At 44.4% G+C, this 13,323-nt stretch carries 9 protein-coding genes and 5 tRNA genes; 1 reads left to right on the top strand and 13 read right to left on the bottom strand.

All coding sequences use genetic code 11. The features are described 5' to 3' along the window. Positions 1 to 536: 536 nt before the first annotated feature. The 3 genes from EKM67_RS09650 to EKM67_RS09640 form a co-directional block, all read right to left on the bottom strand. Positions 537 to 1,481, bottom strand: a complete 945-nt coding sequence (locus tag EKM67_RS09650) for a 3'-5' exoribonuclease YhaM family protein (RefSeq protein ID WP_379894848.1) — start codon at positions 1,479 to 1,481, stop codon at positions 537 to 539. Between the two features lie 18 nt (positions 1,482 to 1,499). Continuing rightward, a complete protein-coding gene (locus EKM67_RS09645; RefSeq protein ID WP_125578802.1) occupies positions 1,500 to 1,844 on the bottom strand; it encodes a YlbF family regulator in 345 nt (114 codons plus the stop codon). A 90-nt stretch (positions 1,845 to 1,934) separates the two neighbouring features. Continuing rightward, positions 1,935 to 4,031 (bottom strand): PBP1A family penicillin-binding protein, encoded by a 2,097-nt coding sequence (locus tag EKM67_RS09640; RefSeq protein ID WP_225417365.1) that lies wholly within the window; start codon positions 4,029 to 4,031, stop codon positions 1,935 to 1,937. A gap of 106 nt (positions 4,032 to 4,137) precedes the next feature. Here EKM67_RS09640 and EKM67_RS09635 point away from each other — a divergent pair, with 106 nt between their 5' ends. Further along, positions 4,138 to 5,004: an RluA family pseudouridine synthase gene (locus tag EKM67_RS09635; protein WP_125578800.1), complete on the top strand. Its 867-nt coding sequence runs from the start codon at positions 4,138 to 4,140 to the stop codon at positions 5,002 to 5,004. 50 nt (positions 5,005 to 5,054) lie between these two features. Here the strand turns inward: EKM67_RS09635 and EKM67_RS09630 are convergent, their stop codons facing one another. From EKM67_RS09630 to EKM67_RS09585, 10 genes are all read right to left on the bottom strand, one after another. After that, positions 5,055 to 6,011 (bottom strand): ABC transporter permease, encoded by a 957-nt coding sequence (locus tag EKM67_RS09630; RefSeq protein WP_125578799.1) that lies wholly within the window; start codon positions 6,009 to 6,011, stop codon positions 5,055 to 5,057. After that, complete coding sequence (locus tag EKM67_RS09625; RefSeq protein ID WP_125578798.1) at positions 6,008 to 7,153, bottom strand: ABC transporter permease; 1,146 nt, start codon at positions 7,151 to 7,153, stop codon at positions 6,008 to 6,010. Before EKM67_RS09625 ends, EKM67_RS09630 begins: the two co-directional genes overlap by 4 nt. Then, positions 7,153 to 8,694: an ABC transporter ATP-binding protein gene (locus tag EKM67_RS09620; protein WP_125578797.1), complete on the bottom strand. Its 1,542-nt coding sequence runs from the start codon at positions 8,692 to 8,694 to the stop codon at positions 7,153 to 7,155. The genes EKM67_RS09625 and EKM67_RS09620 overlap by 1 nt, the downstream gene beginning before the upstream one ends. Positions 8,695 to 8,811: 117 nt before the next feature. Then, a complete protein-coding gene (locus tag EKM67_RS09615) occupies positions 8,812 to 9,897 on the bottom strand; it encodes a BMP family lipoprotein (RefSeq protein WP_125578796.1) in 1,086 nt (361 codons plus the stop codon). 310 nt (positions 9,898 to 10,207) lie between these two features. Next, positions 10,208 to 11,512, bottom strand: a complete 1,305-nt coding sequence (locus EKM67_RS09610; RefSeq protein ID WP_125578795.1) for a D-serine ammonia-lyase — start codon at positions 11,510 to 11,512, stop codon at positions 10,208 to 10,210. A 1,349-nt stretch (positions 11,513 to 12,861) separates the two neighbouring features. After that, positions 12,862 to 12,945 (bottom strand) — tRNA-Leu (locus EKM67_RS09605). A 28-nt stretch (positions 12,946 to 12,973) separates the two neighbouring features. Beyond that, a tRNA-Cys gene (locus EKM67_RS09600) sits at positions 12,974 to 13,044 on the bottom strand. Positions 13,045 to 13,077: 33 nt separating this feature from the next. Beyond that, positions 13,078 to 13,149 (bottom strand) — tRNA-Gln (locus EKM67_RS09595). Positions 13,150 to 13,158: 9 nt separating this feature from the next. Then, a tRNA-His gene (locus tag EKM67_RS09590) sits at positions 13,159 to 13,231 on the bottom strand. Positions 13,232 to 13,243: 12 nt separating this feature from the next. After that, positions 13,244 to 13,314 (bottom strand) — tRNA-Trp (locus EKM67_RS09585). Positions 13,315 to 13,323 lie beyond the last annotated feature (9 nt).

Raw genomic sequence — 13,323 nt, 5'->3', positions numbered from 1 at the left:
CATGCCGTTCAAGAATGTGCATAAACACTTTAATTATTTGATTGTCCTCTTGACAGGAGCCGAGCCGCGTTTTGCTTTTTTTGCGTTCTGAAAGCTAAGCCCTACCCTTTTCAATTAACGGATACAAAAGTCGCCTTCCTCGTCGCGATTTGGCGATATCGATTTGACGAAACGGATTTGGCAAAACCGATTCCGCGTGGACAGCTTATTTGGACCGACCCTAGCCACAATAATAGCTTGAAAGAGCATTTTCTGACGACCAAAAGGTTCAATTATCATGAGCTTATTCAAGAATTTGACATTTTAAAAGGAAACGCTAACATATTTTTATAATTTATGGTATAAATAAAGTGGTTAGGATCAGTTAAAGTCAATTATCATGCTTCAGCCGATCCTGACTAACCAACGCTGACCCTCAGTGAAGCGTTGGTTTTTGTATGATATTTAGACGATCTATACGAAAAAAACGCCAAAAAATAAGCACCCCCTTTGATGGGTGGCGCTTATTTTTTGGCTTGTTTCAAAGGTGATTTAAATTAAGCTTGTGGATGATAGAATTGGCGATTATCCAAACCAAAGATCCGTTCGCTAAATGTTCCCGGTTCGGTTTTGACCATTGCTTTTGAGATCATGTTGATCGACGCATCAAGTTCATCGATGTAATGAAGCACTTCGGCCTCTAACAGCTTCGGCCGCTCTGGCGAACCATACTCCAACAGACCGTGATGAGACAAGACCATGTGGCGCAATAACAAAATATCCTCATCATTCTCGGAAAGTTTCAACGCCTGACAAGCTAACACGATCTGTTCGTCGATCAAAACAATATGGCCGATCAAATTACCGGGTACGGTATATTCCGTCCCGATCGAACCACTCAGCTCAATGGTCTTACCCAAATCATGTAGGATCGTTCCAGATAATAACAGTGAGTAATTGATTTGGTCGTATTGCTGGCTGATCGACTTCGCCAAGCGCATCATACTTAGTGTATGAAACGCTAACCCACCGGTAAAATCATGGTGATTGGATTTAGCGGCGGGATGTTCATAGAACTCTTTTTGATATTTTTGCAAAAGAAAACGGACGATCCGATTCCATTTTGCATTTTGAATATCGAAGATCGCTTTTTGAATTTCATCCTGCATTTCTGCCGCCGACATGGGGGCTTGCACCACGAACTGGCTAGCTTGGAAGCCTTCATTAGGATCCACTAAGAACAACTTCGTGATCTTAACTTGTGGCTGGCCATTATAAAGATCGCGTTGACCCTCCAGATGCACCAACGCACCACTGGCGAAATGCTGAATATCATCGTCTTTGGCATCCCAATACATCCCGGTGATTTCACCCGTTCGATCTTGAAAAACTAACGAAATGAATCGCTTGCCATTTTTAGCCACACGCACTTCAGCCTGTTTGATCATGACAACGATTTGAAATGCGGTGCCATTTTTGAGATTAGCGAGTTGTACTGCCACTGCTGCTCACCCCTTTGATTAATCTTGGTACAATTCCATAATTGGTTTAGTGACGATTTGATTCAATTCATCCATCACACTGTTCATTTCACGTTCACGGGTCATCAAGTCATTCATCAGATCGATCTTCATCAGTTTGCCACTGAAATCGCGCATTCTTTGCACATCATCGTCGGTAATTTCTTCACCAGCATTTTGCTTCTGCTGAAATTCGGCTTGCAACTTCTCCATTTGTTGGAATAGACCGTAGGCAATTGGATCGGCCTTCATCTGTGCGAAAGCACCTTTCAATGCGGCGTATTGTGGGGTCTGACGTAAAGCCGCCGCCATTTCGTTAGCATTATCGTAAATATTGACAGTCATCTTTCTAACTCCTTTATGATTGTGAACATGACGATCGTTCGCAGCCAATAATCAATTATGGCTGAGATCAGATTCATGAACATCTTTATTTTATTGGCCAAAGAGACCTTTGACATCATTATACCATTCATTGACCTTATCTTTGGCATTATTCAGCGTATCACCGACACTATTTCCAAAATCATCTAACCAGCCATCGCCATTATCACTGCCAGCCTGGCCGTTTTCGGATGCAATCGATGCCGCGTCCTCGGTCGTGAAACTCGTGTGTGGCGTATAAGGCAGAATATTAGTCATTTCTTGCTTAAAAATACCGGCGATATAACTACTGGTCAGATAATGTTGCTCGTCGGTTTTATCATAGCCTAGCCAGGTTGCCGTGACAATATCAGGCGTATAGCCAATGACCCACTGATCTTTGGTCCCACTGCCTGGATAACTGTCGGGAACCTCAGTACTGCCGGTCTTACCAGCGACATTATAACCGACAGGCTTGGCGTTTTTACCCGTGCCTTCGTTGAACACGCCTAACATCATACTGGTCATCGTTTCAGCATTCTTCTGACTTAATACAGTCTTGCTCTCCGTCTTCGTTTTATCCACAATCACGGCGCCAGTTGCATCCACGATTTTGGTTATAAAATGGGCGGTCGTCATCTTACCATTATTTGCAAAAGCGGTATAGGCCTGTGCCATTTGGATGGGTGAGACCCCAGTTTGCAAGCCACCAAGAGCTAGGGCAAGGTTCTGATCGGCTTCGGGCACATCGAGACCAAATTTTTCGACCGACGCCACGCCTTTGCTGATCCCAATTTGATCCAGCAACCAAACGGCCGGCACATTGCGACTTTGTGCGAGTGCTTCATACATTGGGACCTGTCCTAAATAAGTGCCATCCACATTGGTTGGGTGATATTTATTTTTACCGAAAGTCATGTCCTTGTCGGTCAGTTCGGAGTCATAATGATAGCCGTTTTCCAAGGCTGGCGCATAGACCGCCAGTGGCTTGATCGTCGAACCAGGTTGGCGTTTGATCATGGTCGCGTAATCATAGCTGCGAAAAGTGTGTTCGCCACGCCGACCGACCACGGCCAAGACGCCGCCGGTTTTTGGATCCAACGAAACAGACCCGGATTGCGGCATCGTGCCATCGGCGGCATTTTGTGGAAATAGCCAGGTTTCATTATAGGTATTTTGCATTTGCGTTTGATAATTCTGGTCTAAACTCGTATAAATTTTATACCCTTTATTTAAAATGTCAGACTCAGAAATATCATAATCATTGATTGCCTCATTGATTACGGCATCAAAATAATAAGGGTAGCGATAATTAGTCGCGGATGAATACGTATTGGTAATAGTCAACTTCTCTTGCTTAGCTGCCGTGGCTTCTGAGTCTGTTAAATAGTCCGTCTGCGTTTCGAGATCCAACACCAGATTACGACGACTAGTTGCATTATCTGCATGTTTAATGGGATCATAGAAACTAGGGCTACGCAACATCGCGGCCAAAGTCGCCCCTTGAGCCGTCGTCAACTGACTGGCATCGCGGCCAAAGTACCGCTTAGACGCATCTTGCACGCCCCAGACGCCATTGCCAAAATACGCGTTATTCAAATACATCGTCAACACGTCTTTCTTGCTATAGACACGATTGATTTCGACGGCCATGAATAATTCGGCAATTTTACGACCAAAAGTCTGTTTCTGAGACAGCAACTTATTCTTGGCAAGTTGTTGGGTGATCGTACTCCCACCACCGGTAATGGTGCCATGATGGAGTACATAACTCAGACCAGCTCGTGCGATTCCCTTAATGCTAAAGCCGAGATTGGAATAGAAAGTCCGGTCTTCGGTGGCGATCACCGCGTTCTGCACACTTTTAGAAATTTGGGGAAGCTCCACAAAAGTCCCTTTTTGTGAATACAAACTCCCCGCCTTCTTGCCATCTCGATCCATGACTTCGGTAACGGTCTTAAATGAGGCCTTCAGACTGCCAACATCGGCTGTTTTCGCCTTGATCGTATAAAAGGTCGAGACCCCCATAAAAACCGTCAGAACGATCAAAATCAGCCAACGCGTCAATTCGATATGTCGCCAAGCGACTTTAAATCTTCGCCAAAATCGGCTAAGATAGGGATGACTTTCTCCCCAGTGATGTTTCTTTTCTGTTTGTTTACGTTTCATTAATATCAACCATCCAATAGGCTCAATTTTACCACGAACCCAATTGTTTCCATCGGCCTCGCGCCGCATTTAATGATTTTTTATAGTAACCGCGAAGGAGCCCCACATGCAAACCCACTTTTTAGAATATCTTCCGGCCGACTTGGCGCCGATGACGATACGTCAGCTCTTGCGGAAATGGCTGATCCCGCGCAAGTGGCAACATTTACTACGCATCCAAGAAAAAATCACAGTCAATCACCATTATCATCATTTTGATGAATTAGTGCACGGGGGCGATCTGATCGAAATGAACTTCGACTTTTTACCTGAAAATACACAACATTATTTACCTGCGACTGACTACCAGCCGGAAATATTATACGAAGATGCCACAACAATCATCGTCAATAAACCCGCAGGATTGAAGACACACCCGAATCGCCCCGATGAGACTGGCTCGATGCTGAATTTTTTGCAGGCCGAATATCCCGACATCTTGATTGTGCATCGTCTCGACCAACAAACTAGCGGCGCCTTGCTCGTCGCTAAAAATACCGTCGCGGTCCCCATTTATAATCGTCAACTCACTTTGAAAGTGATGCGGCGTGACTATTTGGCTTGGGTCAGCGAACCCACTACACTGTCCGATCAGGGCGGCATTTCCTTGCCGATCGGCCCAGATCCGACCGACAAGCGTAAGTTCTGCGTCGACGATCAATCCGGCTTGTCCGCACAAACCAACTATCGCGTCTTGCGCCGAACCGAATCGGCAGCTTTGGTGGCTATTTCTTTAGAAACCGGACGCACCCATCAGATCCGCGTGCATTTTGCCGCCATCGGTCACCCCATCGTCGGCGATCCCTTGTATAATCCAGCCTATCAACCCGCACAGAAAATGTTGCTGCACGGCTATCAACTCCACTTTTATCCACCCTTTCAATTTAACGAACAACAAATCAGTGCACCACTACCAGAATACTTCCCCAAATAAAAAATCGTTGCCGTCGTGATCAACCTGATCGTAGACAGTAACGATTTTTATTATTTAGATTTAATATAATTGGTTCCATTTTCTTTCGGACCAACTGCCTTGCCGAGGAATAAGACTAACACGACAATTGTTAAAACGTATGGTGCACATTGTAAGTAAACCGAGGGAATTTTGGAAATGACCGGTAATTGTCCGCCGATGATGCTGAGACTCTGAGCAAAGCCGAAGAATAACGCGGCACCCATGGCACCAATTGGATTCCATTTACCGAAGATCATCGCCGCCATCGAAATGAACCCTTGACCAACGATCGTCCCGGCAGAAAAATTACCCGAAATCGACTGTGCAAAGACCGCACCACCGATCCCACCGAGTAAACCGGAAATTAAAACACCCGCATATTTGTAGCCATACACATTAATACCTAATGTATCAGCCGCCTGCGGATTTTCACCGACAGAACGCAAACGCAAGCCAAATTTAGTCTTGAACTGGATCCACCAAGCAATAATGGCAACCACGATGGCAATGTAGGCCATGATCGAAGTATCCTTGAAGAGAATCGGACCGATCACGGGAATTTTGGAAATGGCCGGAAACGTGAAATAACCAAAGCTTTGGGCAATATTATCTGTCTGCCCCTTAGCATAAATCGCTTTGACTAGGAAAACGCTCAAGGCAGGCGCTAGCAAGTTGATCACCGTGCCACTAACAATATGGTCGGCGCGGAAATTGATTGTGGCCACCGCATGCAAAGCAGAAATAGCCACACCAACGACACTGGCAACCAGTAATGCGATCCAAGGAGTCGCCTTACCGAAAGTGTCGGCAAACGTCAAGTTGAAAACAACCGAGCTGAACGCACCCATGACCATGATACCTTCCAAACCAACGTTAACGACCCCACTATGTTCAGAGAAGGAACCCCCAACCGCAGTGAAAATCAGCGGTGTGGAAAAAACAAGGGTCGAAGAAACAATGAGGGCAAGCATACTCACCATATTCATTTTGTGGATCCTCCCTTCTTCTGTTCATCCGTGACCGCCACCGTTGCTTTAGAATCGGTACGGGCGGCGATTTGTTCAGTCTCACGATTCTGACGTTGCTTGAACAATAAGCCGATCACATAATCGATCGCCACGAAGAAAATAATGCTGGCAATCACGATGCTGACAATTTCGAATGGCACGCCTGCACCGGTCTGCATGCCTAAGCCACCAATTTTGAGAACACTGAACAACAATGCAGAAAGTAAAATTCCGACTGAACTACCGCTACCTAGCAAGGAAACGGCCATACCATCGAAACCGATCGATAATGAAGCAGTCTGAGTGAAGAAGTTCTGATAAGTCCCGAGACCTTCGACAACACCGCCAAGACCCGCCAACGTGCCAGAAAGTACCATCGACATGATAATGGTTCGTTTGCTACTCATCCCCGCATATTCGGAGGCAAATGGATTCATCCCAACTGCGCGGATCTCAAAGCCAAGCGTGGTTTTTTTCATAATGACCCATACTAAAACTAAGGCAATGAGGGCGATAAACAAGCCCCCATGAACACGCGAACCGCCAAATAGATTACTCAACCAATCCATTCGTAGGCTGGCGTGTGAGCTAATTGTCTTAGTTGCATCCTGGCTCGAACGGAAACTGGCCGGCATGGCACTCTGCAATAAATACGTGCTCACATAAAGCACCACATAGTTCAACATGATGGTCACAATAACTTCACTCGTCCCGAAATAGGCACGCAAGAACCCAGGAATTGCAGCGGTCAAGGCACCTGCCAACGCGCCGACAATGATGGCCAGTGGCAAGAGGATATAAGTCGGTAGGTTAGGAAAAGCTAGTGCGATCCAAATACTGCCGACCCAACCCGCGAGTGCTTGACCAGAAAGACCAATATTGAAGAAGCCGGCAGAACTCGCAACTGAAAAACCTAATGCCGTCAAAATCAGCGGCGTTGCTTGTCGCAACGTTTCACCAATGGAGGAAGTCGTTCCTAAGGCACCACGGATCATAGAAGCATAGGCTTGAACAGGTGAATAACTAAAAATCAACATAATAATAGCACCGACAAGAAAACCGGCGATAATCGAAATCAATGGTACCAGAACTTTTTTGACTGGTTGACTGACTTTTAGCATTATTTCACCTCCTGAGCTGCTGCTTGCTTACTCGAACCGGCCATCAAAAGACCCAGTTCTTGTTCAGACGTGGTTTCAGGTCGAACTTCTCCGGCAATTTTACCGTCATGTAAAACAATGATCCGGTCAGACAAGTTCATGATTTCATCGAGCTCGAAACTGACCAGCAACACAGCCTTACCCTGATCACGCTGATCGATCAGCTGACGGTGAATGTATTCGATTGCCCCAACGTCCAGCCCACGTGTTGGCTGACTTACGATGATCAAGTTGGCATCGCGATCCAACTCACGAGCGATGATTGCCTTTTGTTGGTTACCACCAGATAGTTCACCGGCCTTCAATTGCTCGTTGGTCGTTCGAATATCATACGTTTTGATCAAACGAAGTGCGTGTTGCCGAATTTTTTTGTAATCGAGGATGCCATGGCGACTGAGTGGCGACTTGTAATAAGTCTGCAACGCTAAATTCTCCGCCAATGACATTTGTAAAACTAACCCATATTTGTGCCGGTCTTCAGGAACATGCGACACGCCGGTTTCGGTGATTTTCCGTACGGGGGCATTGGTGAGATCATGGCCTTCGATCTCAATCGACCCACCAGCAACTTTACGCAATCCGGTCAAGGCTTCGATCAATTCCGTTTGTCCATTACCGTCAATTCCGGCGATACCTAGAATTTCTCCGGAATGAACGGTGAAATCTATGCCTTTGACTGCAGCAATACCGCGACTTTCCTTGACTTCAAGGTGTTTGACATTGAGAATCGGCTCGCCAATTTTTGCAGGTGACTTCGGCACTTTGAAAGTGACACTATGTCCAACCATCATTGTTGCTAATTCTTCGCTTGACGTCTTGGCAACGTCAACCGTACCAATACTCTTACCGCGACGAATAACTGTACAACGATCCGCGGCTAGCTTGATTTCGACCAATTTATGGGTGATCAGAATGATCGACTTGCCTTCGGCGACCAAACCCTTCATGATTTCAATCAATTCATCAATTTCTTGAGGCGTCAACACAGCCGTTGGTTCGTCAAATATCAAAATATTTGCGCCCCGATAAAGTGTCTTCAAAATCTCGGCACGCTGTTGCATCCCGACCGAAATATCACTGATTTTAGCCGTTGGATCCACTGACAGGCCATAATGATCAGAAAGCTCCTGAATTTCCTTTTGCGCCTGTTTACGATTGATCACACCGCCCGTGCTAGGCTCGTTACCAAGAATAATATTTTCCGTCACGGTAAATGCATCCACCAACATAAAATGCTGATGAACCATCCCAATGCCTAATTGATTGGCGACAGTGGGATTGTCGATCTTGACCGGTTCTCCATTGATTAGAATTTCACCGGAAGTCGGCGCCAATAGACCGGATAAAATATTCATTAAAGTTGACTTACCAGCACCATTTTCGCCTAAGAGCGCGTGGATCTCGCCAGGTTTGACCTTGAGATCAACCTCGTCATTAGCCTTAAAGCCGGAAAAATCCTTGGTGATCTTGCGCATTTCAATGACGTAATCTGATTTTGTCATCGCTACCTCCCTTTCTTTGAGTCCATACTCAATCTTTTTTTAAATAACACTAGTGGTGACAAAAATACTCCCTTGCTCAACTGCTTGAGCGAAGGAGTATCGTCAGTCTATACGCTTTTACTTAGCAGGATGTTCCGACACTTTAATTGTGCCATCAATGATGGCTTTCTTAGCAGTCGCAACCGCACTCTTGGCCTTTGTTGAAAGCTGACCGTCAGTCAAACCAACGCCGTCTTCTTTCAAACCATAAGTTAAGTGCTTGCCACCAGGGAATTTACCCTTCATAGCCAAGTTTGACAAATCTTCAGTCACACTACCCACACCCTTAAGTGTTGATGTCAACGTAAAGTTAGCTGCTTTGCCATCTTTGGTCGTGTACTTACCTTCATCAGATTGGTCACGGTCAACACCGATGACCCAAACTTTTTTAGATCCATCTTGGTTAATTGCCTTTGCTTCTTGGAACACACCATTACCAGTTGCACCAGAAGCGTGGAATATAATATCAGCGCCTTGTTGATACATCCCTTGAGCAATAGATTTACCCTTGTCTGGAGCGTTAAAGTCGCCTGCATATTGATTGATGATCTTAACAGACTTGCCTAATTCCTTAGCACCAGCATTAACGCCTTCGGTAAACCCAGCGTCAAAACGATCGATTACATCGCCCTTAACACCACCGATAAAGCCGACAGTATTAGTCTTTGTTGAATACGCTGCAGCAATACCAGCCAAATATGAAGCTTCGTTATCTTTAAATGTTGCAGAAACAACATTCTTTACACCTGAAATTGAATCATCAATAATGACAAAGTTTGTTTTAGGAGATTTCTTCGCGGAAGTCTTAATAGCTGGTTGTAATTTATAACCAATCCCGAAGATCGTTTTGAATCCAGCTTGTGTTGCTTGATCAATATTCGGAATGTAATCGGATTCGTTTGAAGATTGGAAATATTGGAAACCGGAATTCCCACGGCTCAATTTATGAGCCTTACCCCAAGCCTGCAATCCTTCCCAAGCAGATTGGTTAAACGAACGGTCATCAACACCACCCGTATCGGTGATCAATGCAACTGTATCTTTCGTTTTGCTCGAATCACTCGAGGTAGTACTTGTTCCAGATTTCTTCCCGGCACAACCGACCAAAGTTAGTGCAATGACTGCAGTAGTTACCGCTGCAGCTAAAACTTTTGCTTTTTTCATTTCTGTAAAGCCCTCCTCAAAGTTTGATTGCTAATCTTTAGATCCTTAAAACCGAATTAAGTCATAATGAATCATCTTGGAGTGATGACTCATGGTGTTGAGATAAATATATCTCGAGAAATTGGATCCGACCAAGCACTGCAACAAATTCATGCCCGAACGTTCTTTATCAAACTTATCAAAATAGTTAGTCTATGTCAAGGTAAAAAAATACTATACCAATCGTGTATTTCGAGTGAATATCCTTGGTGAAATTGCTTTACCAGAACAGCCCGAAAACTTGGCTAACTTAAAGTCGGTGAAATTAAATTCAGTTTCCCAACTCTGCCTGACCATCTGCTAGGTAACGCGCAAAATCTGTGGACGGAACCATTGCGCCACCAGTTGACCAGACAATATGGGTCGAATTTGCTAACGGATATTCAGATGCAAGTGCTTCTTGGCACTGCTTCAAAATCGCAAAGCCGCTCGCTGCTGAAGGTTCAACTTTAATTTTCTCGGTTTGATAGAGCCGTGCCAATTCCGCCATCATTTGTTCATCAGGAAAAGTCGCCGATCCTAGCAATAAAGTCTTCATGAATTTGCCAGCGATCCGTGATGGGCGGCCAACTGCCAACCCATCGGCCTTGGTGATCCCATCAATTCCCACGTCATAGACCGAAATTTGATCGTTCAATCCCGTCATCATTCCCAATGTCACGGATGGAATATGTGTCGGTTCAGCAAAAATCGGGTGTACATTTTTACCGAAGACTTCCTTGAGACCAAACGCAACGCCACCAGGGCTACCACCGACGCCAGCAGGCAAATAAACGAACAGCGGGTGTTCTTCATCCACCTTGATCCCCTGTGCCTTCAGCTGACCTTGTAAGCGCAATGCAGCCACAGAATAGCCTAAGAATAGATCGACAGATCCCTCATCATCGATAAAATAAACTTTGGGATCCATTGCGGCCTGTTTACGTCCAGCGGTGATTGCATTGGAGAAATTATCATCGTATTCAACGACGACAGCACCCTTCGCGCGTAGCAGATCTTTTTTCCATTGAGCCGCATCTGAAGACATGTGAACAGTCGTTTGGAAACCGAGCTTCTGCGCCACAATACCAATGGACAGCCCTAGATTACCAGTAGACCCCACCGCAATACCATACTGGCTAAATAATTCTTTGAATTCCGAATTGGCTAAAATTGCGTAATTGTCTTCATACACTAATATACCCGCTTCGACGGCAATTTTTTCTGCAAATTTCAAAACTTCATAAATACCGCCACGAGACTTGATCGATCCAGAAATGGGTAATAAATTATCAGCCTTTAGCAATAATTGACCGACAAGTGGTTGTGCCTGCGACCGACTGATTGCGGTCTGCATATCTGGTATCGGAATCAATGGGGATTCTAGAATACCTTTCGTAGGTAAAGTTTCTGGAAATGCAACCTCGAAATATTTTGCAAAGCGTTGAAATCTGGCTTCCGCATCGAAAATATTAGCCAATCCGATCGGTAATGCGGCCTTCTGTTGATAATCAGGGTTTTGCCAAAATAATGGTTGTCCCTCGATCAATTGATCTACTTGAGGAAAATCTTGAACAAGTTTATTCACATCCAGCATTTCTTGATCCGTCCTTACTTTATTTCTTAGTCTAAGTATACCTATTTTCAATTGACCTGAGAACAAAAATGAGAAGATTTAATTTAATAAACTATGTATCCAGATTATTTGGGTCGTTGGACTCGAGGACAAAAAGGACAAAGAAATGACCTAGCTAAACATTATCCAGCTAGGTCATCCTTGTACGTAAAGAGGTTACAAACGCATTCTGCTTACTTTTGTTAATATCTAAACACCTCATACTATTCAATTGTGACAAGAAGCTAATCTACTACGCATTCACTTTGTTATATCTGTCTGCTATCCGTATACTTAACGGCTTTTTAGTTTTGCTGCTAAACTGCTTCTTGCTTGGTTGTGTTGTCTAAATAACTTCAGACAGCCACCTCCATAATCCGTTTTTAATTCTAGAATTCTGCTTATCTCACAGCTTTTCTAGTTTACTCCCTGAAAATCAGGGTTTCTTTAAACGTTCTTATTCGAGCAATGGTATTCGAACTGGATTTAAAATCTACTTAGACTTCATCTGTTGGATCTTAAATCGTTGTGCTTGTCTGAATCTTATTTCCTGAGAACTATTGCTGTTGTGCCCTTCAGGCTATACAGTTGTTCCCAGTGACACATCTCAACTTTGGCCTTCGTTGAGTATCACTTGACCGATGATCATCAGTTCTAACTTGCTAGTTTGATAATCCTATCAGGGACTAGCTTGTCGTCTGTTCCTCTTTACAAGTACATCATAGCATCTAATGTAATCGGTTGCAAGCGAAAAGCTCGATCTTTTTAATCTATTTTTTTATCGTTTGTAAAGGCTGAATTGACCACATTTACGGCCCTATTCCGTGACGATTTGGTCAGATATTGCAGGTTCGTAAATAGAAATGTTCCGCTGGTTTACAATCAAGGAGATTCAAGATCACTTCCTCTCCGTTTGTTTGCTATGTAGTCCGGAAACGAATCTTTGCTGACTACAGAAGTGCAGGTTCGAATCCCACTTCCTCCTTCTGACATCATTTGTCCGTTCACAGGATAAATGCATGCCTGCGTTCTGAGCATAAGTGAATGGCGATTGATTTCTATGTCTAAGTAAATAACACGCTCAAGGAATAATCATGATGCCAGAACTCAATAATTTATTTTCAATTTTTTTAAAATAAAAAAAATAAGTCTGTATCCTAATTGTATCAAGAGATATAGCCCTATTTTGTCAATTGATACCGGAACCCATTTCGGTATCAATTCGGTATCAATTTCTTTTTTTACACCCACTTTCGCAGGTAAACAAAAAAGACAGAACGCTGATAAATCAACGTTCTGTCTTCTTAAAATGGTACCTGAAACATCCATAATGCCGGTGATCGGAGTCGAACCGATACTCCCGTGAAGGAACTGGATTTTGAGTCCAGCGCGTCTGCCAATTCCGCCACACCGGCATAAAGTGCTTATGGCTTAATATACCAAAGGTGGTAATCGGATTTGAACCGACGATGAAGGTTTTGCAGACCTCTGCCTTACCACTTGGCTATACCACCATAATTCGCTATTTATCAGTTTTAACAACTGAATTGGGTTAGCTGGATTCGAACCAGCGCATGACAGAGTCAAAGTCTGTTGCCTTACCGCTTGGCTATAACCCAATAAAAAAGGGCGGTATGTGGGGATCGAACCCACGCGTGCCGGTACCACAAACCGGTGTGTTAACCACTTCACCAATACCGCCATAATGGCAAACAGGGATAGTAGGAATTGAACCCACACTGACGGTTTTGGAGACCGTAGTTCTACCTTTAAACTATATCCCTAAAAATTAA

It is taken from the genome of Lapidilactobacillus mulanensis (genome assembly GCF_003946215.1).
Classification (GTDB): domain Bacteria; phylum Bacillota; class Bacilli; order Lactobacillales; family Lactobacillaceae; genus Lapidilactobacillus; species Lapidilactobacillus mulanensis.
Note: the sequence above shows the minus strand (reverse complement) of the source record. Positions and strands in the feature narration are given on the sequence as shown.

What these genes read in the sequence shown, in the direction of transcription:
- EKM67_RS09625 (WP_125578798.1), bottom strand. Translation starts at nt 7,153, where the DNA reads ATGCTAAAAGTCAGTCAACCAGTCAAAAAAGTTCTGGTACCATTGATT.
- EKM67_RS09640 (WP_225417365.1), bottom strand. Translation starts at nt 4,031, where the DNA reads ATGAAACGTAAACAAACAGAAAAGAAACATCACTGGGGAGAAAGTCAT.
- EKM67_RS09610 (WP_125578795.1), bottom strand. Translation starts at nt 11,512, where the DNA reads ATGCTGGATGTGAATAAACTTGTTCAAGATTTTCCTCAAGTAGATCAA.
- EKM67_RS09615 (WP_125578796.1), bottom strand. Translation starts at nt 9,897, where the DNA reads ATGAAAAAAGCAAAAGTTTTAGCTGCAGCGGTAACTACTGCAGTCATT.
- EKM67_RS09620 (WP_125578797.1), bottom strand. Translation starts at nt 8,694, where the DNA reads ATGACAAAATCAGATTACGTCATTGAAATGCGCAAGATCACCAAGGAT.
- EKM67_RS09635 (WP_125578800.1), top strand. Translation starts at nt 4,138, where the DNA reads ATGCAAACCCACTTTTTAGAATATCTTCCGGCCGACTTGGCGCCGATG.
- EKM67_RS09630 (WP_125578799.1), bottom strand. Translation starts at nt 6,011, where the DNA reads ATGAATATGGTGAGTATGCTTGCCCTCATTGTTTCTTCGACCCTTGTT.
- EKM67_RS09645 (WP_125578802.1), bottom strand. Translation starts at nt 1,844, where the DNA reads ATGACTGTCAATATTTACGATAATGCTAACGAAATGGCGGCGGCTTTA.